17 protein-coding genes and 1 pseudogene are annotated in these 24,224 nt (G+C 34.9%); 9 read left to right on the top strand and 9 right to left on the bottom strand.

Features of this window, described 5'->3' with window-relative positions; genetic code table 11:
- Positions 1 to 32: 32 nt before the first annotated feature.
- From ABWH96_RS01640 to ABWH96_RS01650, 3 genes are all read right to left on the bottom strand, one after another.
- Positions 33 to 611, bottom strand: coding sequence for a hypothetical protein (locus ABWH96_RS01640; protein ID WP_375579809.1), 579 nt, complete (start codon positions 609 to 611; stop codon positions 33 to 35).
- 275 nt (positions 612 to 886) lie between these two features.
- Positions 887 to 2,164 (bottom strand): hypothetical protein, encoded by a 1,278-nt coding sequence (locus ABWH96_RS01645; RefSeq protein ID WP_375579810.1) that lies wholly within the window; start codon positions 2,162 to 2,164, stop codon positions 887 to 889.
- Positions 2,165 to 2,194: 30 nt separating this feature from the next.
- The gene (locus ABWH96_RS01650; RefSeq protein WP_375579811.1) at positions 2,195 to 2,752 is read right to left on the bottom strand and encodes a YceI family protein; all 558 of its coding nucleotides are present in this window, start codon (positions 2,750 to 2,752) and stop codon (positions 2,195 to 2,197) included.
- A 561-nt stretch (positions 2,753 to 3,313) separates the two neighbouring features.
- Between ABWH96_RS01650 and ABWH96_RS01655 the strand changes: the two genes are divergently transcribed.
- From ABWH96_RS01655 to ABWH96_RS01665, 3 genes are all read left to right on the top strand, one after another.
- Positions 3,314 to 4,243: an ABC transporter ATP-binding protein gene (locus ABWH96_RS01655; RefSeq protein ID WP_375579812.1), complete on the top strand. Its 930-nt coding sequence runs from the start codon at positions 3,314 to 3,316 to the stop codon at positions 4,241 to 4,243.
- A gap of 18 nt (positions 4,244 to 4,261) precedes the next feature.
- The gene (locus tag ABWH96_RS01660; protein WP_375579813.1) at positions 4,262 to 5,590 is read left to right on the top strand and encodes an ABC transporter permease; all 1,329 of its coding nucleotides are present in this window, start codon (positions 4,262 to 4,264) and stop codon (positions 5,588 to 5,590) included.
- A 249-nt stretch (positions 5,591 to 5,839) separates the two neighbouring features.
- Positions 5,840 to 6,901 carry an endonuclease/exonuclease/phosphatase family protein gene (locus ABWH96_RS01665; RefSeq protein ID WP_375579814.1) on the top strand — a complete coding sequence of 354 codons (1,062 nt, stop codon included), beginning with the start codon at positions 5,840 to 5,842 and terminating at the stop codon, positions 6,899 to 6,901.
- 6 nt (positions 6,902 to 6,907) lie between these two features.
- On the opposite strand, the gene ABWH96_RS01670 is transcribed toward ABWH96_RS01665, so the two are convergent.
- The 4 genes from ABWH96_RS01670 to fumC all read right to left on the bottom strand — a co-directional run bounded on the left by ABWH96_RS01670 (position 6,908) and on the right by fumC (position 12,304).
- On the bottom strand, positions 6,908 to 7,249 hold the full coding sequence (locus ABWH96_RS01670) for a hypothetical protein (RefSeq protein ID WP_375579815.1): 342 nt from the start codon (positions 7,247 to 7,249) through the stop codon (positions 6,908 to 6,910).
- Positions 7,250 to 7,578: 329 nt separating this feature from the next.
- Entirely contained in the window at positions 7,579 to 10,044 is a 2,466-nt protein-coding gene (locus tag ABWH96_RS01675; RefSeq protein WP_375579816.1) for a bifunctional UDP-N-acetylmuramoyl-tripeptide:D-alanyl-D-alanine ligase/alanine racemase, read from the bottom strand.
- Between the two features lie 134 nt (positions 10,045 to 10,178).
- The gene (locus tag ABWH96_RS01680) at positions 10,179 to 10,826 is read right to left on the bottom strand and encodes an SPOR domain-containing protein (protein WP_375579817.1); all 648 of its coding nucleotides are present in this window, start codon (positions 10,824 to 10,826) and stop codon (positions 10,179 to 10,181) included.
- A 77-nt stretch (positions 10,827 to 10,903) separates the two neighbouring features.
- Complete coding sequence (gene fumC / locus ABWH96_RS01685) at positions 10,904 to 12,304, bottom strand: class II fumarate hydratase (RefSeq protein WP_375579818.1); 1,401 nt, start codon at positions 12,302 to 12,304, stop codon at positions 10,904 to 10,906.
- Positions 12,305 to 12,491: 187 nt separating this feature from the next.
- Here fumC and ABWH96_RS01690 point away from each other — a divergent pair, with 187 nt between their 5' ends.
- From ABWH96_RS01690 to ABWH96_RS01710, 5 genes are all read left to right on the top strand, one after another.
- A complete protein-coding gene (locus ABWH96_RS01690; RefSeq protein WP_375579819.1) occupies positions 12,492 to 12,653 on the top strand; it encodes a hypothetical protein in 162 nt (53 codons plus the stop codon).
- A gap of 348 nt (positions 12,654 to 13,001) precedes the next feature.
- Complete coding sequence (locus ABWH96_RS01695) at positions 13,002 to 14,099, top strand: DUF4856 domain-containing protein (RefSeq protein ID WP_375579820.1); 1,098 nt, start codon at positions 13,002 to 13,004, stop codon at positions 14,097 to 14,099.
- Positions 14,100 to 14,104: 5 nt separating this feature from the next.
- Positions 14,105 to 15,220, top strand: a complete 1,116-nt coding sequence (locus ABWH96_RS01700) for an imelysin family protein (RefSeq protein ID WP_375579821.1) — start codon at positions 14,105 to 14,107, stop codon at positions 15,218 to 15,220.
- Entirely contained in the window at positions 15,207 to 16,544 is a 1,338-nt protein-coding gene (locus tag ABWH96_RS01705; RefSeq protein ID WP_375579822.1) for an HTTM domain-containing protein, read from the top strand. Before ABWH96_RS01700 ends, ABWH96_RS01705 begins: the two co-directional genes overlap by 14 nt.
- Positions 16,541 to 18,973, top strand: coding sequence for a TonB-dependent receptor domain-containing protein (locus ABWH96_RS01710; RefSeq protein WP_375579823.1), 2,433 nt, complete (start codon positions 16,541 to 16,543; stop codon positions 18,971 to 18,973). The genes ABWH96_RS01705 and ABWH96_RS01710 overlap by 4 nt, the downstream gene beginning before the upstream one ends.
- Positions 18,974 to 19,364: 391 nt before the next feature.
- On the opposite strand, the gene ABWH96_RS01715 is transcribed toward ABWH96_RS01710, so the two are convergent.
- Complete coding sequence (locus ABWH96_RS01715) at positions 19,365 to 20,435, bottom strand: IS110 family transposase (RefSeq protein ID WP_375579824.1); 1,071 nt, start codon at positions 20,433 to 20,435, stop codon at positions 19,365 to 19,367.
- Positions 20,436 to 20,946: 511 nt separating this feature from the next.
- Positions 20,947 to 21,465, bottom strand: a pseudogene (locus ABWH96_RS01720) (RNA methyltransferase); the annotation flags it as partial.
- 47 nt (positions 21,466 to 21,512) lie between these two features.
- Here ABWH96_RS01720 and mutS point away from each other — a divergent pair.
- The gene (gene mutS, locus ABWH96_RS01725) at positions 21,513 to 24,116 is read left to right on the top strand and encodes a DNA mismatch repair protein MutS (protein ID WP_375579825.1); all 2,604 of its coding nucleotides are present in this window, start codon (positions 21,513 to 21,515) and stop codon (positions 24,114 to 24,116) included.
- Positions 24,117 to 24,224 lie beyond the last annotated feature (108 nt).

Here is a 24,224-nt window from a genome sequence, read left to right on the forward strand (position 1 = left end):
TAAAACTATAAAAAATTATTGATAAACAATAATTAATTATCGTAAATATTCATATCAATCTTAAATTCCACTTCTATATTTTCATTTACCTTCACCATTCCGAAGAACTTTTCAGGAGCTTCCAGGCCGAAATCGGTAATGCATAAATCCATTATGGCTGAAGATATTAATTGGTTGTTTTTTAGACTGTTTTTGAGGCTTACAGTATAAAATTGCTTTTCACCTGCCATCTCAATCATGATGTGGGCTATCTTATTATTGGTGATTTTTTTCAGCTGGAAAATGATATAGGGATAATCTTCATATTCTAAGAGATTATGCAAGTCATCTGTCATCTGTGGATTTGGACATTTGAAATTGAGTACTTTGAGGAAGAGTGCTTCATGCTGAATTTCAATAATATTTCCTTTCTTTATTAGTGAAACCTCAAATTCATTTTCAGGTAGTTTTGCGTTATAACTGCAATTGAAACTATTAACATTTGTGGTTCCATGAATTTCCACATAAGAATTTTGGGTATTTATTTTTACCAGTTTTTTTTCTGCTTGTCCAAAAGCAGTTGAGAAACTAATAAATGTGAAAAATAAAATATGTAAAATCGGAACCCTCATCTTTATTACTGTTTGATGTTAAATTACATAAAATTTAAGATTGTATGGAAGCTAAATTTAAATAAGCAAAAGCATTTTATTTGATTCTGATTTCTGGATCAACTTTTCCAAAGTTAGTATTCATTAAGCTTTATTTATTATCAAGCTTTCTAGTAATCAAGAGCAAACTTTGGAAAAGTTATTTATTGCATTTAAAAAAAGCGATGAAGCATTGCCCCACCGCCTTTCACTAAACAAGATGCTTTAAAATTAGAAACTAATCACAGCTTCTAACATTACGCCTTTGAAGCCTGCTCCAGAAAATCTTGTGTTTCTTGGCCAGTCCAGGCTTCATCATTATTATATTGTTGGTTTACGTATTCAACTTTAGTCATAATGTTGTCAGTTAAGAACCAACCACCGCCAAAGTTCAATCGGCTAATGTTCATTTCCTCTGTTGCACTTTCTGCCATTTTACCATTTACAGTATTGTAACGTCCGCCAATGTAATATCTTTCATTAGGGCCAAATCTGTAAAGAGCCTCAGCTGCAATTTGAGTAAAAGAACCTTCATCTGTTACTTCATTTAACCCATTTGCAACTTCATAAATTCCAAAAAACTCGAAACCACCAGCTTTAATGAATGGGTTAATTTGAACTGCTGAGATTTTAGAAAACCTTGGGTTAAATCTTGGATCAGCAAATCCACCTTGAGCGTCAACTGCATCATTACCAGCAGAATACATTACATTGTAGTATCTTGCTCCTGCCCGATCACCGCCATATAAGTATCCACCAGTGCTAGTTCCTGTATTTACATACCAGCTACCTGTTAAACGAGCTCTAAAATCATCACTAAGTTGTTTGTCAAAGCCTAACTTGGTATAGAAAGATGCTTTATTATTTGGGTTAGCTGTTGCACTTTGGTTCAGTTTACCGTTTGTTACCCCAACAACTGCAAGTAATCCATTATTTTGTATAGTTACCTCACCAAATGCCTCAGTAGAGAATGCATCCATGATATAGTTACCTACAAAAGGATTGTAAATAGCTCTTGCATTATCACTTCTTCTAAAATGTGCGTCACCAAAATTAAACTCATCCAAACCAATGGTAATGCTAGTATATTTCATGATACCCTCCATAAAACCTTCACTTATAAAGTCTAATTTATCTATTTGCATGTAGCCTCCTTTAATCCAAGCATCATTGTGGTTACGGGAAGATAGATAGGTTCTTAAGTGCATTCTAACACCATCATGTAATTGTACATCTAAATTTAAGTTTGCTGTAGGTAAATTGAAATTATTACCTAATTCTATCAATTCATAACCGGAACCAGCTTCAGCATTGTTACTTTGGCTCAATCCTTGAAATTGCATAGCGAAATCACCACCAACTCTTACTTTAACTCCTTCATACTCTACTGTATCAGCTTTTGAAGGTTCGAATACATTTAGTCCTGGTTGACCTACTGGTCTGAAAAACTGTAGGTTTCTACCGTCCTGTGCGAAAAGCACTTGCGCAAAGCCCATTAAAAGGGCGATCATTGTGAATCTAAAAAACGTTTTCATGGTTTTCTTATTTAAATTGTTGTCTTTGATTTATTTATATTGTGCATTAAATTTTATGGTCACTTCATCTCCTGTTTGAATGGTACCAAATACCGCAGTAGGTGGATCTATTTCGAAAACAGACATTTTAAAAGTAATATCTCCGCTAAACTTGATGCCATTACTAGCATCTGCTGTCACGTTCATATTGATTATTTTACTAACCCCACCAATTGTTAAAACTCCTTTAGTTGACATTGTAGTGGTGTTGCCATTTATTTTGACATTATCCATTGAGCGAAACTCATATTTAATAATTGGATGATCTTCTTCTTTTAATGCCTCATAAGCATTGTCATCCATTCCAGATTTCCCGCTTTTTAAACTTTCAACAGGAACATTAAAACTTAAGCTGTTAATACTTTTTAAAGCACCATCTTCAATAGTTACATCGGCTTTTCCATCGAACTCTTCCGCAACCATAGTCCAATCATGAACTGTGGACGTTCCATCAATGCTTAATTTAGTATTACTTTCGTTTACCGTTAATTGCTGCCCATACACCAAGGGTGCGAAAAACAGCATCATTATGATCATTAAATTTCTCATAGCTTTTGACTTTTTAATTATGATGTAAAGGTAGCAGGTAAATGTTAGCGAAACCATGACTTAGGTCATGGAAAAGTATGATTTGTTGCCCTGGGCCATCTTAAAGCATTTTTAACTTTTTCTTCATTTCTGCCTTCTATTGGCTACGATTGATATAAAGAAAAGATGTATACTAAGAGAAAGCTTTCCCATATTATTTATTTTCTGATAAAGGCAGGAATAAAAAGAGGCTATTGTTAAAAACGCAAGGATTTCATTATTCTATTAGCTTTATTAAGTAATAAATCGGGACAGAAGATTTTGAACTATTCTGAAGAGAATACTTATTTCTATAAGGTAAACTGATTTTCACTTTAATTGACTGCAGAAAAGCTATTTTCAGTATTCCTAATTAAACAAGTCCGTTTGGTTAAAACCAGAAGAGGATGACCTTCTAATTATACCTATAAAATCCTAATTAATTAAAATAAGGAACCATCCATCAAAAAAATCATGCTAATAAAAATTAGTTTATTGCAGTTTATTAATATTGGGATACATTTGTAAAAAATAATTATCAACGTGCATATACTTACCGCAAAGAACCTAAATAAAACATTTCACGAAAATGTTGCGCTTCATAATGTAGAACTGGAGATTCCAAAGCAATCAATTTTTGGTTTATTGGGTCCAAATGGAGCTGGAAAAAGTACTTTTATTAGAATCGTGAACCAAATTATAAATGCTGATTCAGGGCAGATTCAAATTAATGGGGAAGATTTGGCACCCAAGCATATCGGCACCATTGGTTATTTGCCTGAAGAAAGGGGTTTATACAAAAAAATGAAAGTTGGAGATCAGCTTTTATATTTAGCTCAACTGAAAGGACTATCTAAAAAAGAAGCGGTCCAGAAAATTAAAGCTTGGTTAGAAAGATTTGAAGCATCAGATTGGTTAGGAAAGAAGATTGAAGACCTATCTAAAGGGATGCAGCAAAAAGTACAGTTTATTTCTACTGTCATGCACGAGCCCGAATTAATTATTTTGGATGAGCCATTTTCTGGATTTGATCCCATTAATGCAAATTTAATTAAAGATGAAATCTTAAGATTAAGAGAGAAAGGAAGTACTATTATATTCAGCACGCACCGAATGGAGTCTGTTGAAGAAATGTGTGATTACATTGCACTCATTAATAAATCAGAAAAAATATTGGATGGCGAAAAAGCAAAAATCAAAAATGATTTTAAGTCCAACCAATATACATTGGTTCACAGAGGCAATGGAATTTCTACTAGTGATGCATATAATTTGGAAAACAAAAAAGAATTAGGGGAAGGCTTAATCCAATCTACTCTTAAACTGCCAGAAGGAATTTCCTCCAATCAGTTATTACAAGAATTAATCAATCAAAAAGTGGATATAGTTTCTTTTCAAGAAGAAATCCCTTCTATCAATGATATTTTTATCCAGCTGGTAAAAGGAGATAAACAAAACATTCCAACATCATAACCTTAAAATAACCATTAGATGAGTAAGATAGGCTTAGTAATTAAAAGGGAATTCGACAGTAGAGTAAAAAAGAAAAGTTTCTTATTGGCGACTATTTTAGTGCCATTGCTTTTTCCTGCAATCATAGGTGGGATGCTCTATTTTGCAATTGAGGAATCAAAAAATGCAGAACAACAAAAAGTTTATGTTTTAGACGAATCTGGCACTTTCAATTTTGAAAGTGATAAAAAATATGCCTTTGAAGAATTGAATATAAACTTAGAAGAAGCCAAAACCATATTTACTGAAAGTGAGGCTTATGCACTTTTATACTTTCCTCAATTTGAATTAGATAATCCAGAAGGCATTACCATGTATGCCAAAAAGAACCCCAGCCTTCAGGCAAGTTCTTATTTCGAAAACCAAATTGAATCTCAAATTCGCGATCAAAAGCTGAAAGAAAGTGGGATTAATGAAGCGGAACTAGAAAGCTTAAAGACTAATATCAGTCTAAGCACAATCAATGTATCAGACACAGGTGAGGAAAAAGCGAGCAGTGCTGGTGTTGCTTATGGAATTGCTTATGCTTTCAGTTTTCTTGTGTATATGTTTGTTTTGATTTATGGAACTCAAATTATGCAAGGAGTTATTGAAGAAAAATCAAGTAAAATTGTTGAGATAATTGTTTCCTCGGTAAAACCCTTTCAACTTATGATTGGGAAAGTAATTGGGGTAGCATCTGTTGGCTTATTGCAATTTACCATTTGGGTAGTCTTAATTTTTGTTCTTTCCTCTGCTGTTTTCAGCATGTTTGATTTAAATCCAGCTGATATGCAAACCGCTCAGCAAAGCATGTCTGGCATGAACGGTGGAAATTCCGAAGCACAAGCCATGATGGAAAATTCCAAAGCAGGTAAAATACTTAACATCATTTATGATATTCCTTATTTATATTATATTTCAGTATTTGCTTTCTTCTTTATAAGTGGATATTTACTTTATGGGGCTTTATTTGCAGCAGTTGGTTCTGCAGTGGACAATATTACTGATGCACAGCAATTCACCATGCCAATTACCATGCCTATGATTATTGGGTTTTTAGGAACTTTCATGTTCGTGATGCCTGAACCAGATGGTAATGTGAGTTTTTGGCTGTCTATTATTCCATTTACCGCCCCAGTTGCCATGATGGCTAGAGTTGCATTTGGGGTACCAGCTTGGGAATTAGCATTGAGTATGGGCTTAATGGTAGTAGGTTTTCTTTTCACAATTTGGATGGCTGGAAGAATATACAGAATTGGAATCTTGATGCACGGCACAAAAGTGAATTACAAGACCTTATTAAAATGGGTGAAAACTAATAGTTAACTACTCACTTTGGTTATTTAAGTTATTTAAATCCGGTTCTGTGTTTGGGTGTTTTTCACCCAAACTACTGCTGGGAAAGCTAAACCTCAATGAAAATTGAAGGTGTTTTCACCATCAATAGATATTAGTTGAATCTGAAGTATGGAGTAATGGTTTTTTAGATTAAAACCTAGATTGTGTAATTAATTTTTATTTGAAAGGTTGATAGTTTATTTTTGGTTACCTTGATTCATATTAAGATGAAAACTATTGATAATTAAGATCTTACATATTGTAATTTATGTTTTAGGAGGAGTTTTGGTTTTTATCAGCTTACTTCCTTTGATAAGGAATGATTTTTGGACTTTTAGGGTTTTTGAATTTCCCAGATTTCAAAAATGGGTTATAAACCTAATTTTATTAATTGCAGCATTTATCCTGTTTCCTTCTGATGCATATTTCTCCTTTGGATTTATTATTTTATTAATTGCTAATCAAGTTTATTTAAGTTACCAGATTTATCCATACTTGCCTTTTGCAGAAAAGCAGATTGATTCTGTAAGTATGGATACAAAACCTACCATTAAATTATTGATCGCTAATGTTTTTCAAGAAAACCGTGAATGGCAGAAACTTACTGATATGGTGCAAGGAGAGCAAGCAGATGTAGTTTTGCTCTTAGAAACTAATAAATGGTGGAAAGATAAATGTGTTGACACATTTGGAAATGAATATGCTTTTCAAGTTTTGGAAGATAGAGAAAATACCTACGGCATGCTCTTATTTTCAAAATTTGAATTAAAGAACACTCAAATTCATTATTGGATCAAGGAAGAAATACCTTCCATAGAAACTGATATTCTATTGGATAATCGGCTGATTAAGCTATACGCAATTCACCCTGAGCCTCCAGTTCCTTCTGAAAATCCAAAATCTACTGAGCGAGACGCAGAAATCCTTCTGGTTGGCCAGAAAACAAAAGCCGACCAAATGCCAACTATAGTAGCAGGTGATTTAAATGATGTCGCCTGGAGTTATACCTCAGAATTATTCTTAAAAATAAGCGGACTTTTGGATCCAAGAAGAGGAAGAGGGCTGTTTAGTTCTTTTCATGCTAAACATGCTTTAGCTCGTTGGCCATTAGATCATGTGTTTTGTTCCGGACACTTTCGATTACAAAAAATGAAAAGGATGGGGGACATTGGCTCAGATCATTTTCCAATATTATTGCAATTGCATTTGGCTAAAACCGATGATGACAGCGATGAATTGGAAGTATCAAAAGAGGAAAGAGAGCTTTCAAGGGAAAAAATAGAAAACGGAAAAGATTAATAATTTCTAGTCTAGCTCTTTATCAAAGTGAAAAATAAAAGTATTAAGTTGACCCTCTAAACTTTTATGAGATAATTCAATTACTAATTCCTCATCAGTTAAAGATTTTATTTGCATAAAACATCCATCTTCTCTGTAGAAATACCTATCTCTTATAGAGCCAACCAATTCAAAATTACATATGTTTGGCCAATATTGATTACCCTCTCCAATTCTAGAGATTAAATTTTCGGATATTAATAAGGAAAAATCTAATTTCAATAACTCATTCGTTATTTGATTAGTCGCATTTTTACATTTCCATTTTCCATGAATGTATTCTAATAAATTTGGATTATTAACTTCCATATTAATTTGGTACTTTTCTTATCAATGGTTTTCTAGATTGAAAACCAAAGTGATCCATTTTCCTTTTGGTTATAGATCTTTCATATTTTTTTAAAACCTTAGAAGTTTCCGTTTTTAGCTTCGAAAGTTCATTTGATAGGAGAGTGTTGGTAATACCAATATTGCCTGGTGAATTCATGGGAACCCACCAAAAGGCAATTATTGATATAACTAAGAAAAACTTCATCCCCTAAATTTTTATTAAAGTTGGAGGATTTATTTTCTAAAGGCAATACCTAATTATGGGTATTTATTTATAAAAGTGAGTTTAAACTATTTGAGAGGAGAATTTATTCAGCATAAAATACTCTTTTCACTCTTTCGCTTATGTTAGTGAGTATTTCATAAGGGATGGTTTCTATAGCCCTTGCCATATCTGAAATGTTGGGATCATCCCCAAAAACTATTACTTCATCTCCAGCATTACAATCAATGTCTGAAACATCCACCATAGTCATATCCATGCAAACATTTCCAATCACAGGTGCCAATTTCCCATTAATTTTAACCTTGCCTACGCCCTGACTGAATTTTCGATTAAATCCATCGGCATAGCCTATTGAGATGGTAGCGGTTTTAATATCTTCATTAGCGAAGCCTTTTCGTGCATAGCCAATAGTTTCTCCCTTTTTGATATGTTTTACTTGAGAGATGACTGTTTTTAATATAGAAACTGATTTCAATTGTCCTGCATGCAATCCTGTAGGATCTACCCCATATAAACCGATTCCTAGCCTTACCATATCAAATTGATAATCAGGAAACCGGCTGATTCCAGGGCTATTTAAAAGGTGTAATAAAGGTTTGTATCCAAGAAAATCAACGATTTCATCTGCTGATTTCTTAAAAGACATAGCTTGTTGGGCTGAAAACCCATTATGCAAAGCCTCATCAGATGCTGCCAAATGGCTAAAAATTGAAGCCACCTTAAGTTGAGTGTTTTGTTTTAGGAGATCTTTTAAAATCAGGATTTCATTTGACTCAAAACCAAGCCTGTGCATGCCCGTGTCTAGTTTCAGATGTATTTTTAGAGGATTGTTTTGGTTTCGAGTATAGTTGGCATAATCCTTAAATATACTTTCGCTATAAAGCTCTGGCTCTAGATTGTATTGATGTAAAAGGTCAAATGATCTAGGGTCAGGATTCATCACCATGATAGGTAATTGAATTCCATGTTGACGTAAAACTACTCCTTCATCTGCATAAGCAACAGCCAAATAATCCACATTCTGAAATTCCAACCAATTAGCAATTTCATGGCTACTACTACCGTAGGCAAAAGCCTTAACCATCACCATTGTTTTTACATTGGGCTTAAGTCTAGAGCGATAGAAATTAAGGTTATGTGTGATTTTATTTAGGTCAATTTCTAATACTGTCCCATGGATTTTTTGCTCTAGACGCTGTACTATGGATTCGAAATTAAACTTTCTTGCACCTTTAATTAGGATTAATGCTTCTTGGAAAGGATTCCCTTTTTCGTATTCTAAAAATGAAACTGTATCAGGAAAAATTTTCAACTTTCCTTCATAGAATTTCTCTAAGGTTAAAATTTCCTTGCCAATTCCTATTACTAAGTCAATATTTTCAGAAGCTAGTCTTTCCGATAATTGCTGGTATAATACATCTGAGCGTAATCCAGTTTCTAGTAGATCTGATAAAATGATAATCCTTTTTTGATATTGCTTTTGTTGTGCAAAAAACTGTAGTGCAGTATCAAGCCCTACTAAATCATTATTATAGGAATCATCCACTAAATAGGTGTTATTTTTACCCTTTTTTGTTTCCAACCTCATATTAAGAGGCCGAATATCATTTAGTGTATTTTGAATAACCTTTATAGGCAGACCTTGGTGGAGCAATAGTAAAAGGCAATGTGTAATATTTTCTAAAGAAGCATAGTCTTTGAAGGGCGCATGAAAAATATGGAATTGTTCATTATATGGAATTCTTATGGCTGTTCCGTTTTCTCTTTCTTCGGTTTCTACAAAATAATTGGAAGTATTATCCTCAAAAGACCAACCTATAAACTCTTTTTCTTCCAATTTTGGTAGGTTATGTAAAGCATTCGAAATTTCAGGGAAATCTTTACAAAAGATAATGGTAGATGCATCTTTAAATAATTGTGCCTTTTGGTTAGCCTTTTCTTCTAAGCTTGGAAATCCTTCGTCATGAGCTGTTCCTAAATTAGTATAGATTCCAATATTGGGTTTTACAATTGCTTCAAGTTTTTCCATTTCACCCATTTTGGAAATTCCTGCTTCTATTATCGCATAATCTTGATAATGATTTAAATGCCATAAAGAAAGTGGTACTCCTACCTGAGAATTAAAGCTTCTTGGGCTTCTATAAACTGAATAAACTGATTCTATTAATTTACCTAACCATTCTTTAACGATAGTTTTGCCGTTGCTCCCTGTTATACTTATTAACAGGCCATTAAAACTTTTCCTTTTGTGGCCAGCTAAAGCTTGTAAGGCATCAACACTATTGTGAGCTTTGAAAAAATTAGCGTCAGGATAATTTCGTAAGTTGAAATCTTGGTCAATAATAAAGTTTCTAATGCCTTTGGAATAAAGCTCATCTATGAAATGATGACCATCATGGCGTTCACCTTTTATAGCAACAAATAGATTTTTATTATTGGCTATTGCATTTCTGCTGTCAATGAAAATATTCTCAATAGTATGATCTTTTCGGAGCTGATAGGTGTCTCCATTTAGGATATTACTTAGCGATGAGAATTCAATTTTCAAGGATAGATAGGGATGAATTATTAATTTAATACTATAAAAAAAGCTTGTTCAAAAGTCAATTATCACTAAAAAGTAACAATATAGAGAACCACAAAAACCGGAACTCTTAACTTCTAAACAAGCTCAAGAAAATGTTATTTTCCAGCGTTTTCTGGCTTAGCTGATAGGTTTTCCAGTACTTCTTTCAAAGGAACTCTTTTTCCATCTTTATAAGGCACAATCCAAGCTTCCTTAACACCCATTTGTCTTAAAGTCTTTTTGAATTTGTCAGCTTCCCAATAATCTCTAAATCTACCTAAAGTAATTCTTTGCAGCCCCTCCTCTGTAGTTTCACCACTGAAGTTAGGATTGTTTTTGAAGTACTCTGACATATCAATATTTTCAAAAGCACCAACTTGAACCTTGAACCAAGTACCGCTATCATCTAAAGCTTGTGGTTCATTATTTTGTTCTTTTGCTTTTTTCGCCATTTCATTTGCTCTTTGTCTTTGAGCTTCTGCCATAGCTTTTGCCTCTTGAGCTTCTTCTTTTGCAGCAGCAATCTCCGCATTCTTATTGCTTAATTGGCCTTCCAAATTTTCTACTTGAGAATTTAAACTGGCAACTGAGCTTTTCAGGCTTTCATTTTCTTCCACCATGGCTTTCATCTGCTCAGGATTTCTCTTGAGCTCCTTAGCCATTTTCTTCATTTCTTTCTTTTCTTTTCTGCTCAATTGCGCAGAAACTGAAAAAGCCATGCAAAAAATCATAAGGATGGCGATTAAACTTATCTTGCTTTTCATATCTATGTAATTCGGTTTATTCAATTTTTATACAACTAAAGTAAGTAAATAACTACTATAAAGACAAATAATACTATTTATTGTTTTTTTAAACTGCCTATCATGTCTTCAGGTTTTACCCACTCATCAAACTCTTCAGCAGTTAAAAATCCAAGATTAATCGCTTCCTCTTTAAGCCTGGTGCCATTTTCATGGGCTTTTTTAGCAATTTTAGCAGCTTTTTCATAGCCAATTTTTGTATTAAGGGCAGTTACCAGCATTAAAGAATTATCTAAATGTTCTTTAATTCTTTCGTAATTAGGTTCAATTCCCACTGCACAATTGTCATTGAATGAAACACAAGCATCACCAATCAATCGAGCGGATTGTAAGAAGTTTGCTGCCATTACAGGCTTAAAAACATTCAATTCATAATGACCTTGAGTTCCGCCAACTGTAATGGCCACATCATTACCCATCACCTGTGCACAAACCATAGTTAATGCTTCTGCTTGAGTAGGATTTACTTTTCCAGGCATAATTGAAGAGCCTGGCTCATTAGCTGGAATAATGATTTCACCAATACCAGATCTTGGGCCAGAAGCCAATAATCTAATATCGTTTCCTATCTTATTTAATGAAACAGCTATTTGCTTCAATGCTCCGTGTGATTCCACTATAGCATCATGTGCTGCCAATGCTTCAAATTTGTTTTCTGCAGTTCTGAAAGGCAAGCCAGAAAAATCAGCGATCTTTTTAGCCACTAATTCCGAATATCCGTCAGGAGTATTAATTCCAGTTCCTACTGCAGTTCCACCTAATGCAATTTCTGAAAGATGGTCTAAAGTATTCTTTAGAGCTTTTATGCCATGATCTAATTGGGAAACATATCCTGAAAATTCCTGACCAATTGTTAAAGGAGTAGCATCCATTAAATGAGTCCTTCCAATCTTGACCACTTTTTCAAATGTCTTGGATTTTTCTTTTAAGGTGTCTCTCAACTTTTCAATTCCAGGAATTGTAGTCTCAATTACCATTTTATAACAAGCGATATGCATGCCTGTTGGGAAAGTATCATTTGATGATTGTGATTTATTGACATCATCATTTGGATGCACTATTTTTTCATCATCATAGGATTTGCCAGCCAAAATTTGCGCTCTGTTCGATACTACCTCGTTTACATTCATATTGGATTGAGTACCAGAACCAGTTTGCCAAACCACTAAAGGAAATTGGTCATTATGCTGATTATCTAATATTTCATCACAAACTTTAGAAATAAAATCTCTTTTCTCTTGACTTAAAACACCTAATTCATGATTGGTGTGAGCGGCAGCTTTTTTAAGATATGCAAACCCATGCACTATTTCCAGAGGCATGCTTGCTTCAGCACCTATTTTAAAATTATTTCTACTTCTTTCAGTTTGGGCTCCCCAATACTTATCAGCAGGCACTTTTACATCGCCCATTGTGTCTTTTTCAATCCTATATTCCATTACCAAATACGTTTTTCGATTAATAGCGTAAAATTACAATTAATCACATGAATTGCTATGATAAACTGCTAAAATAGACACATTAAAAAATTGATATAATCAAATTATATATTAAATAAATTATAATAATTTAGTTTTTTACATAAAATGACAATATTTTTGTATCACAACAACAAAAAAGGCTTAAATGAATAATCTTTACAAAAGGCTAATGGTGAGCATACTTATGATTTTTGTATGTGTTCTATCAGTAAGCTATTGTCATCAAATTAAAGATGGAAGCAAAAAAGTAATGTCATCCATAAATGACATAACAAAAGTATCTGCAGCTTATGCTGTATTTCCTTAATATTCAAGTATACTTTTCTACTCAACTTTTTTATATAAAGTTTAAACTATTGGGCATTGAGTGTCCAATTGTTGTATCCCATTTTATATATAAGTTTAATTTATTCTCTAATTCGGTTTGATTCGATCCAAATTGAGTAGGTATACTGCTACTTAATAATTGAAGATGTGATTTTTTTCAACTGTTGCATTAACAAAAACCTAGCTTGAATGTCTTGAAATTGGTTTTTTCGAAATTATTTAAATCTAATCTAAATAAAATTGCTTTTTTATTTGTAACCAATCTAAATAAAATTAATTTTGCATCATCATTAGAATCAATCTAAATACAAATATTAATTTTGCACAAATGAACAAGTTAAGGTTATTAGGATTAGCACTTTTAGCAGTATTTGCTTTTACAGCATGTGATGACGACAACACTGCTGGAGAAAATGATGAGAATTATGAAATTCCATCTACTTATGATTTTGAAAATGTAAGCTATACTGGTCAAATCCAGCGTTTGGATATGTTAGCTGAGTTAACTTCTTATATGAAAACAGCTAATGATGGAGCTGTTTTAGATGCTCAAGCAATGTTGGATATGTATGCAAATGAAAACAATGCTTTTGAAAATAGTGAATTGAACGAGGCGGATTCCAAAGAATTAGAGAACAAGACAGTTGATGCAGACATCAGCTTGTTCAAGACCTTTATAAGAGACTTTGCTCAAGCTACTGTTGATGCAAATGGAGGAGTAGGGAGTAACGGAACTCCGGGTGTGGTAACTTCAAATGATGGCTCAAAACAATATTTCTTTGACGCAAATGGTGTGGAGCATATTCAATATATAGAAAAAGGTTTAATGGGCTCTTGCTTTTATTTCCAAGGTGTTTCTATCTATTTGGCTTCTGGTAAAATGGATGTGGATAATGAAGAAATTGAAGAAGGAAAAGGAACTGCAATGGAGCACCACTGGGATGAGGCTTTTGGTTATTTAGGCGTACCTACTGATTTTCCTGCTAACACTGACGGAGCTAGATTTTGGGGGAAATATTCAAATGGAAGAGATGGATTGTTAAGTACTAACGAAGCAATCATGAACGCCTTCATTACGGGTAGAGCAGCTATCTCTAATAAAGATTTAGAAACTAGAGATGAGCAAATTGAAATCATCAGAAATGAGTGGGAAAAAGTTTCAGCTGGAACGGCTGTTCACTATTTGAACGAAGCAAATGCTGCCTTTGCAGATGATGCAATCAGAAATCATACACTTTCTGAAGCTTGGGCATTTATTCATGCTTTAAAATATAACCCAAATAAGAAATTAACTAATGCTGAGGTAGATGGAATATTAGAAGAACTAGGTGATAATTTCTACACCATTTCTACTGATAACATCAATGCCGCAAAAGCAGCTTTAGTTGAAGCTTACGGATTTGAGGATATTCAAGACCAATTATAATATAAATGCGAAATTTAAAATTTTCTTTCTTCATATTAGTTTTATCTACTTTCACTGCCTGCGATAATGAATCAGGCAGTGAAAAAGTAGATTTCGACAGAGAAGCCTTTCTTGTAAATATGGCTGATAATGTTATCCAACCATCCATTGAGGATTTTGCATCCAAAGCAGAAGGGCTTACGGTAGCAACCAATTCTTTTAATATTAACCTTTCATTAGAAAGCCTTAATGTTTTAAGAGATGAGTTGAAAGAAAGCTGGTTAAGCTATCAGCATTTGGCTTTTGTTCATGTAGGGCCTGTTTCTAATGTAAATTTAAGAGATAGAGTAAATATATTCCCTACCAAAACGGATGTGATTGAAGAAAATATAAATTCACAAAATTATGTTTTGGGTTCTGCTGCGAATGTTGCTGCAAAAGGATTTCCTGCATTAGATTATTTATTATTCGGAACTGCAGATTCTGATGAGCAAATATTAGCCTACTTTGGCGATCCAGATTCAGGAGAAAACAGATTACAGTACCTTTCTGATGTAGTAGAAGATATCCAAACCACCTCAAATCTAATTTCGGAAGGTTGGCCTGATTACAGATCAACTTTTGTTGGAAACACAGGAACTGATGTTGGAAGTGGAACCAGTTTATTAGTCAATGAATATAATTTTCAATTCGATATCAGGATTAAAAATGCCAAAATTGGTTTTCCATCAGGTGGAAATCCAAGGACAGGAGGAGTTCTTTCTCCAGAAAATGTAGAAGGATATTATTCTGGATGGTCTGGCGAGTTGGCTGAAAAGGCTGTTGAATCTTCAATTGCGGTATTTAAAGGAGAACATTTTAATTCTTCAGAGGACGGCCTAGGCTTGGATGACTATTTGGATGCTTTGGATGCCAAAGATAGAAATGATGCTTCATTGTCTATTGCAATTATTAGTCAATCAAGGGCTGCGCTTGAAGAAATGGAAAAAATTGAAGCACCTTATAGCGAAGTAGCTAGTACTGAGGGAAGTCAATTAGTAGAGGTTTACAATGCATTACAAACTGTAATTCCGCTTATTAAAGTGGATATGACTTCTGCCTTATCAGTTTCAATAACATTCCAAGATAATGACGGTGACTAATTGGTTGCCAACATATCGACTTAACAAACCTAAGCATATTGCACCATTAGCTACCTTTAGGGTAGCTTTTGGTGTTATGATGCTAGCTTCCATTATCCGATTTTGGGCCAATGGATGGATAGCAAAACAATATATAGAGCCTGAATTTTATTTTCCTTATTACGGCTTTGAATGGATAACATCATGGGGAGACCCAGGCATGTACATCCTTTTTGCAATTATGGGAATTGCTGCTATTGGAATTGCCATAGGAGCTTTTTATAGATTCAGTGCCTCTTTATTTTTCCTAGCCTTCACTTACGTTGAGCTCATAGATAAAACCAATTACCTCAATCATTACTATTTTGTAAGTATTATTGCTTTTCTTTTGATTTTTGTGCCGGCAAATAAGGCTTATTCCATAGATGCATGGCGCAAAAAAAAGCAAGATTTCTATGTGCCTGCATGGAGCATTCATATCATCATTCTTCAGTTAAGTCTAGTTTATTTCTTTGCTGGATTAGCTAAATTACAGCCCGATTGGCTGTTGGAAGCTCTTCCATTGAAAATTTGGTTGCCATCAAGGGCAGATACGCCTATAATTGGTTTTCTTTTAGATTATAAGTGGACAGCTTTCATATTCAGCTGGTTTGGTGCTTTTTATGATTTATCAATTCCATTTTTCTTATTGTGGAAAAGAACAAGGGTTTTTGCTTATGTAACGGTCATTGCTTTTCATTTCATGACAGCTGCTCTTTTTCAAATAGGGATGTTTCCATATATCATGGTAGTTAGTACTCTAATCTTTTTCTCAGAAGATTTTCATAAAAAATTATGGGCTAAGCTTTTTCCTCAAAAAGAAGAAGAATTGCCCACTTCTGCTGGCTTTGCAAAGCCAGTTGTTTTAAAATATTTCTTTATCCTCTATTTCAGTTTGCAAATTCTATTGCCATTTCGCTATATGCTTTATCCTGGTAATTTATTTTGGACAGAGCAGGGCTATAGGTTTTCTTGGAGAGTAATGTTGATGGAAAAAGCAGGTTATTCCCAATTCCATGTAAATATTCCTGAAAAAAGTAAATCAATCGAAGTAATCCCTGGACAATATTTAACTCCAGTTCAGGAAAAAATGATGAATACTCAACCTGATATGGTCTTGCAATTTGCTCATTTTTTGCGAGACAAATATCAAACTGAATTTGATGCGGAAGCAGAGGTTTATGTAGAAAGCTATGCCGCTATAAATGGAAAAGGAAGCCGTCCATTTATAGACCCAGAAATAAATTTGGCAACAATTAAAAAGGGATATCAACATAAAAACTGGGTATTACCCTATAATCAATGAAGAAATTATTTATCCATATTATCATTTTATTGATTAGTATTTTTTCAAATACGACCTATGCTCAGGGTGTAAAAGGAAATGTAATCAATTCAGAAAGCAAGAATGGAATTGAGCTGGCAGAAATATTTGTTTTAGACAGCAATTTTAAAACGGTAACCGATACTGACGGTAATTACGAATTGAATCTTCCTTCAGGTAATTATAAAATTGCTGCATTTTACTTGGGCAGGCAAAGTGAAATTAAGGAAATCAAAATTGATAATAATTGGGAAACCATCAACTTTTCCCTGACGCCATTATTAGAAACTTTGAAGGAGGTAAAAGCAGTTGGTAAAAAATCAGAAGTATTTAATGTCACAAGGCTAAATCCTGTTGAAGGGACCTTAATTTATGAAGCCAAGAAAAATGAAGTGATTTCTATTGATCAGATAAATGGAAATCTTGCCACCAATAATGCGCGTCAAGTTTTTGCAAAAGTTCCAGGCTTAAATATCTGGGAAAGTGATGGTGGTGGACTCCAATTGGGTATCGGTGGACGAGGGCTTAACCCAAATAGAACTTCAAATTTTAATACCAGACAAAATGGATATGATATTTCTGCAGATCCATTAGGCTATCCAGAGAGCTATTATACTCCACCAGTAGAGGCACTTTCACAAATTGAGGTTGTTAGGGGTGCTGCTTCTCTTCAATATGGGTCTCAATTTGGGGGAATGATCAATTTTATTTTCAAAAAAGCTCCCGAAGAAACTCCTATTCAGTTTCATACCAGAAATACTGTAGGTTCTTTTGGCTTATTGAGTTCATACAATAGCCTTTCAGGAAATACTGAGAAGATGGACTACTTTGTTTACTATCAAAGAAAACAAGGTGATGGCTTTAGAGATAATGAATCCTTTGAATCCAATACCTTATTTGCAGATGTAAACTTTGATATTGGAGATAAACTTTATCTGTGCTTTGAATTCACTCACATGGATTATCTTGCTCAGCAAGCAGGAGGCTTAACAGATAAAATGTTTGAAGAAGATCCGAGACAATCCGTAAGAGAGCGTAATTGGTTTGGTATTGAGTGGAATATTCCGGCTATAATCTTGGATTACAGAATCAATGATAAGACAAAACTGAATTGGAAAACATTTGGCTTAGTAGGTTCAAGAAAAGCTTTAGGTAATCTGGAAAGGGTTACCCAGGTTGATTTCCCTGAAGAAGAAAGAAATTTGTTATGGGATGATTACGAAAACTTTGGCTCTGAATTGAGATTTTTACACCGATACGATTTCATGGGGCAAATTCAAGCTTTGGCAGTTGGGGCTAGATATTTCAGAGGTAATACTCAACAACGACAAGGTCTTGGCCCTGCTGGATTTGATGCTGATTTTCAATATAACAACCCAAATAATTTAGAAGACTTATCCTTCAGATATCCTTCAGAAAATATTGCCCTATTTGCTGAAAATATTATTAATCTTAATAGTAATTTGAGCATTACTCCTGGTTTGAGATGGGAGTACATCAGCACTAATAGTTCTGGCTATTACCGTAATATGGTTGAGGATTTAGCTGGAAATGTGATTTTTGATACCACCATCAATGAATCTAAAAATTTAGATCGTTCATTTATACTTGCAGGATTAGGTGTTAGCTATAAAACTCCAGCTGATTTGGAAGTTTATGGAAATATTTCGATGAATTATAGAGGCATAAACTTTAATGATTTAAGAGTAAACAATACCAACATATTGGTAGATCCAAACCTTCAAGACGAAAGTGGCTATAATGCAGACTTAGGATTTAGAGGTAATTATAGCGACTTCCTGAACTTTGATTGGAGTTTATTTTACCTAGCCTACAATGATAGATTGGGAGCATTATTAAGATATGATGATGCAATCGATGGCTTTCCAAGAATTTACAGATACAGAACTAATGTTGGAAATGCTGCTATCGCTGGAGTGGAATCCTATACTGAAATGAATTGGAGCAAATTCCTTAATCCACACCCTATCCACGAGTTTTCGACCTTTTTGAATGCAGCCTTCATCAGAGGTCGATATGGAGAGGATAATATGGAAAGCTCAATAGCTGGAAATAAAGTGGAGTTGGTGCCTGACGTGAATATCAAAACAGGTATAAATTATAATTGGAAAAGCTTTTCTTCTACTTTACAATTTACCTATTTAAGTGAGCAATTTACAGAAGCTACTAATGCTGAAAGAACCGCAACTGGTGTGGATGGCATTATTCCTTCTTTCCACGTTTTGGATTTAAGCGCCAAATACAAATATAAATTTGCGCAGCTAGAAGCAGGAATAAATAATTTAACCAACAATTATTATTTCACCAGAAGAGCAACAGGTTATCCCGGCCCTGGAATCATTCCTTCCGCAGGAAGAAATTTTTATGTTACCCTTGATTTAAAGTTTTAGGTAGAAATTAATCACCAGTCACCAACTTCTCTTAGGATGGCGGATGCTATAATGCCTCCGCATCATTCATTTTTGTTATCTGATATTTTTAACCTTTGCGTAATCCCCTATTGGGGCTTAGGGGGCTAGTCTTGTAGTCAGCGTCTCACTCGTGTCTAATACTGAAGCCTCCTGAACCTTCTATTTCAAGTGATAAAATTCTTTTGTCTTTTTATTAAACCTGTTCAATTTATTCCCAGAAAGTAAATTTGTCTGCTTGTTATTTATAGTGCTTGAATCTTTTGTAGTGTATGTATCAAATCCTCCAGAGGAGGAAGTAATTTCCACCAGCCGGAGATTCTGTGTTGAAAACCAAATGATTTTTCATTAAATTTACAATTAGGAAAACAAATCAAGAGCGGACTTGATCCAGCTCGGTTAGGGCGGCCTCTCGGGGCTGCTCTAATAAAAATTTATCCTTGTAATATTCTGGATTATATCTTTCTTCTTTCTTCCATAGTGTATAAATCAGTATCAGCAATTTTCTTTGAACAGCTACATAGCTCTTCATTTTAATTTTTTGCCTTTCAAATAAGCGATTATAAAAATTACTTGATTGTTCGTCATTTTGAACTGCCGTTAAAGCTGGGAAGTAAAGTGCTTTTCTAATATGTTTATTTCCTTTGTGAGAGATGCGAGGTTTAGTGTTAACTGATGTGCCTGATTGTTTGTTGTTGACATCATAACCGGCATAACATACCAATTGACGACTGTTTCTGATAAGGTTAAAGCCATTTGTTTCTGCTATTACAATGGTTGCTGTAATAAAACCAACTCCTTTTAGGGAGCATATGTATTCAATTTTCTTTTTTAACCATGGGGTTTGACCGACTATTTCTTTCATCTGAGTTTCTACTTGGTCAATCAGCTTATCCAAGAACTTAATGTGTTGCTTGGCTCTCTTTAATGTAAACTTATCGACTTCTGCCATGTGTTCTTTGGCATGTTGTTGGTTCTTGGCCCTGGTTCTTTCATTGAGTAATTGCTCTCTTTCTCTGCTCAGGCCTTTTAATTTCAATAAAGAGACATCCGGTTTTGTCCAGTTGTCAATCTTTTTTAATAAACCAAATTCAGCAATGTGTCTAGCACTGATTTTATCGTCTATGCGCCTCACATCGGTACTACGGCAATAATTAGCTACTTTGTTCGGCAGAACAACAGCAAGTTCAAAACCATTATCGTAAAGCGTGTAAGCCAATTGCTCATGATAAACACCGGTTGCTTCCATGACAACTTGAAGTGGGAGATCATTAAGTTGATGTCTTTTAACCCAATTCATCAATTTCTTGATATCCTTTTTGGTATTGGCAAAATGACCACTTGATACAGTTTTAAATTCAAAATCCTCTTGCAGGGTCATCAGAACGATATCCAGCGTATCCATTGAAACATCGATTCCACAGCATTGTCTAAGTACTTTCATGGCTTTAAAGTTTAGTTAAACATCAGCAATAAGATACTCTTATGGATCCTGTCTCGTGTTAATGCAAGATATTTCAATTGATGAAATTCTTTAGATTCTAGTTCGGATTTTACAAAGAGTAAAAACAAGGCGAGGATTATCTCCGGCTCAACATAGCTCATGGCTTGTTTAGGCAAGCGCGTTACTCTCCACCTTGTCCAATTGCTTTATTAAAAATACTAATTACTTTTAAGAATTGTAAACATACGAGGCAGGCGGAAGGGCAGCGATGGAAAGGAATGAAAACTGACCCTGTCGCCAGCTGGTGACGAATACTGGTGCCTCCGGCATATTCTATTTCATGTGATGGGAATTCCTTTTGACTTCTGAAGTAAATCCGTGAGAACTATCCCCTTCAGGGGATTATAGGGGTGTCAATTGATACACCTAAAAAAGATTGATGAAATTTATTATTTACTACCATTCTCAATCTGTGCGTTTTCCCCCTTTGGGGGTTAGGGGCCAGTGGGCCTTTCAAAACCGAATGCCAAAGCACCACCCCAATACTCACCGAAATATTCAAAGAATGCTTGGTGCCAAATTGAGGGATTTCCAAGCAATGATGGCTATTGTCCACAACTTCCTGTTCTACTCCATATACTTCATTTCCGAAAATAAAAGCATATTTTTCATCAGGGTTAGGCGTGAATTTTTCCAGACTTAAACTGTTTTCTGCCTGTTCAACGCTTAAAACTTGATAACCCTCTTTTTTTAGTTGTTCAACTGCATCAAGCGTATTTTCAAAATGCTCCCATTCCACAGTATCGGTTGCGCCTAAAGCCGTTTTATTAATTTCTCTATGAGGAGGCTGAGCTGTGATGCCGCACAAATAAATTTTTTCAATTAAAAATGCATCTCCCGTTCTGAAGGCAGAACCTACATTATTCATGCTCCTGACGTTGTCCAGCACCAAAACGACTGGGTTTTTCTTGACCTTCTTGAATTCATCAACTTCCAATCGATTTAATTCTTCATTGGCTAATTTCCTCATATTTTATCATCTTTGAAGTGCAAAACTAAGAACATTTCCCTAAAAGCATGGCGAAGACTCAAGAAGCGAAGGAAACTCCTTTAATGAAACAATATAATCAGATAAAAGCGAAATATCCTGGTGCGCTTTTACTGTTTCGTGTGGGTGATTTTTATGAAACTTTTGGGGAAGATGCCGTAAAGGCGAGCAAAGTCCTTAATATTATTCTGACGAAAAGAGCAAATGGCTCAGCTTCTCACATAGAGTTGGCAGGTTTTCCACATCATGCGATGGATAATTACTTACCAAAACTGGTACGAGCGGGACATAGAGTAGCCATTTGCGATCAATTGGAAGATCCGAAATCCGTTAAGGGCATTGTGAAAAGGGGAGTTACAGAGCTAGTCACGCCAGGAGTTAGTTTTGATGACAACGTTTTAGAAACAGGAAGAAACAATTATCTCGCGTCAATTCATTTCTCTAAGAACACCTTAGGAATCGCTTTCCTTGATATTTCTACAGGCGAATTTATGACCGCTTCGGGAAATGCATCCTATATCGACAAATTATTGCAAGGCTTTCAGCCATCAGAAATAATATTTTCCAAATCAGCCCGAGATGTATTCTCACAAAAATTCTCTGATGATTATAACATCCACCATCTGGAAGATTGGATTTATGCCTATGACTTTGCCTACGAAAAACTGACCAAGCAATTTAAAACCAATTCCTTAAAAGGTTTTGGAATTGAAAATCTGGAAGAAGGAATAATTGCTGCCGGAGCGATTCTCCATTATCTGGAAGAAACGGAGCATAAAAAAATTGAGCATATTGCTTCTATTTCTAGAATTGAAGAAGAGAAATATGTGTGGATGGATAAATTTACCATTCGTAATCTAGAATTAGTTTATCCACAGCAAGAAGGTGGTATTCCATTAATTCAAATTCTGGATAAAACCTTGACCCCAATGGGTTCCCGGCAGATCAAAAAGTGGATGGTTTTGCCTGTTAAAGATAAAGCCGTTATTGAAGAACGCTTGCAAATTGTGGAGGCATTCCATAACAACAATGACTTGACCGAAAGCTTAAGAACTTCTTTGAAATCCATGGGAGATGTGGAAAGATTAATTTCCAAGGTAGCAGTTGGCAGAGTGAATCCAAGGGAGCTGAATCAATTGAAAAAAGCTTTGGGATTAATGGCTCCTTTGAAAAAAGCATTGGAAGAATCTGGGGAGTCTGCTTTGAAAAAACTATCCAATCAAATCAATCCATGTGAGTATTTATACGAATTGATTGATGAACAACTCATGGAAGATGCTCCTTTGCTAACTAATCAGGGAAATCTGATTAAAGAAGGAGTGGATCATGATTTGGATGAATTAAAGAAAATCGCTTTTTCAGGAAAAGATTATTTACTCCAACTGCAAAAGCGGGAAATGGAGAAAACAGGCATCACTTCTTTGAAAGTAGCCTATAATAAGGTATTTGGTTATTATCTGGAAGTAACCAATTCCCATAAAGATAAAGTGCCTCAAGAATGGATTCGAAAGCAAACTTTGGTGAATGCAGAAAGATATATCACTGAGGAGCTGAAAGAATACGAGGAAAAAATCTTAGGAGCGGAAGATAAAATGGTAGTGATTGAGCAAAGAATTTTTCAATCCCTATTGCAAAATGCTATGGATTTTGTCAGTCCTATTCAGCAAAATGCCAGAATAATTGCACAAGTGGATTGCTTATTGAGCTTTGCAGAAATCGCCCGTTCCAATAACTATGTAAAACCACAGATTTCTGAAAGTACTGTTTTAGATATAAAATTAGGTCGCCATCCTGTAATTGAACAGCAATTACCACATGGAGAAGAATACATTCCCAATGATGTGTTCCTTGATAATGAAAGTCAGCAAATCATGATTATTACCGGACCCAACATGGCAGGTAAATCTGCCTTGCTGAGGCAAACTGCTTTGATTGTTTTAATGGCGCAAATGGGCTGCTATGTTCCGGCTAAATCTGCTGAGATTGGATTGGTAGATAAAGTTTTTACCAGAGTTGGGGCTTCAGATAACTTATCAAAAGGAGAATCAACCTTTATGGTGGAGATGACGGAAACCGCCAGCATTCTAAATAATCTTTCCGATAGAAGTTTGGTGCTAATGGATGAAATCGGACGAGGAACCAGTACCTATGATGGCGTCTCCATAGCCTGGAGCATAGTGGAATTTTTGCACAATCACCCAAAATCAAAAGCCAAAACGCTTTTTGCCACGCATTATCATGAACTGAATCAATTAGCCCATGATTTTCCAAGGATCAAGAATTATAATGTTTCGGTGAAGGAAATAGATGGAGAAATCATCTTTTTGCGGAAGTTGAAAAAAGGAGGAAGTGAACATAGTTTTGGTATTCATGTGGCGCATTTGGCCGGAATGCCCAATCCTGTGGTGCTAAGAGCCAATGAAATTATGCATCATCTGGAGAAAGATAAAATCAGGGACAAAGCTAACCGCAAAATGCATGAGGTTCCTAAAAATAATTATCAACTCAATATGTTCGAAGCCGACCCTGTTCTTTCTGAAATAAAAGATTTATTGGATAAACTGGATATCAATTCCATGTCACCAGTGGAGGCTTTGCTGAAGCTGAATGAATTAAAAAGTAAATTGAAGTAAAGAATTTAATTAAACAGCAGAGGCTTTTTGAAATGGTAGGAGCTGGGAAGCTCGCACCAGCGATTGTATTTATTTGTAAACCATTAAGATAGAATAGAACGTCATCGT

This window comes from Marivirga tractuosa (assembly GCF_042140215.1).
Classification (GTDB): domain Bacteria; phylum Bacteroidota; class Bacteroidia; order Cytophagales; family Cyclobacteriaceae; genus Marivirga; species Marivirga tractuosa_A.

What these genes read in the sequence shown, in the direction of transcription:
- ABWH96_RS01645 (WP_375579810.1), bottom strand. Translation starts at nt 2,164, where the DNA reads ATGAAAACGTTTTTTAGATTCACAATGATCGCCCTTTTAATGGGCTTT.
- ABWH96_RS01680 (WP_375579817.1), bottom strand. Translation starts at nt 10,826, where the DNA reads ATGAAAAGCAAGATAAGTTTAATCGCCATCCTTATGATTTTTTGCATG.
- fumC (WP_375579818.1), bottom strand. Translation starts at nt 12,304, where the DNA reads ATGGAATATAGGATTGAAAAAGACACAATGGGCGATGTAAAAGTGCCT.
- ABWH96_RS01690 (WP_375579819.1), top strand. Translation starts at nt 12,492, where the DNA reads ATGAATAATCTTTACAAAAGGCTAATGGTGAGCATACTTATGATTTTT.
- ABWH96_RS01650 (WP_375579811.1), bottom strand. Translation starts at nt 2,752, where the DNA reads ATGAGAAATTTAATGATCATAATGATGCTGTTTTTCGCACCCTTGGTG.
- ABWH96_RS01700 (WP_375579821.1), top strand. Translation starts at nt 14,105, where the DNA reads ATGCGAAATTTAAAATTTTCTTTCTTCATATTAGTTTTATCTACTTTC.
- ABWH96_RS01715 (WP_375579824.1), bottom strand. Translation starts at nt 20,435, where the DNA reads ATGAAAGTACTTAGACAATGCTGTGGAATCGATGTTTCAATGGATACG.
- mutS (WP_375579825.1), top strand. Translation starts at nt 21,513, where the DNA reads ATGGCGAAGACTCAAGAAGCGAAGGAAACTCCTTTAATGAAACAATAT.
- ABWH96_RS01705 (WP_375579822.1), top strand. Translation starts at nt 15,207, where the DNA reads ATGACGGTGACTAATTGGTTGCCAACATATCGACTTAACAAACCTAAG.
- ABWH96_RS01670 (WP_375579815.1), bottom strand. Translation starts at nt 7,249, where the DNA reads ATGGAAGTTAATAATCCAAATTTATTAGAATACATTCATGGAAAATGG.
- ABWH96_RS01640 (WP_375579809.1), bottom strand. Translation starts at nt 611, where the DNA reads ATGAGGGTTCCGATTTTACATATTTTATTTTTCACATTTATTAGTTTC.
- ABWH96_RS01695 (WP_375579820.1), top strand. Translation starts at nt 13,002, where the DNA reads ATGAACAAGTTAAGGTTATTAGGATTAGCACTTTTAGCAGTATTTGCT.
- ABWH96_RS01660 (WP_375579813.1), top strand. Translation starts at nt 4,262, where the DNA reads ATGAGTAAGATAGGCTTAGTAATTAAAAGGGAATTCGACAGTAGAGTA.
- ABWH96_RS01710 (WP_375579823.1), top strand. Translation starts at nt 16,541, where the DNA reads ATGAAGAAATTATTTATCCATATTATCATTTTATTGATTAGTATTTTT.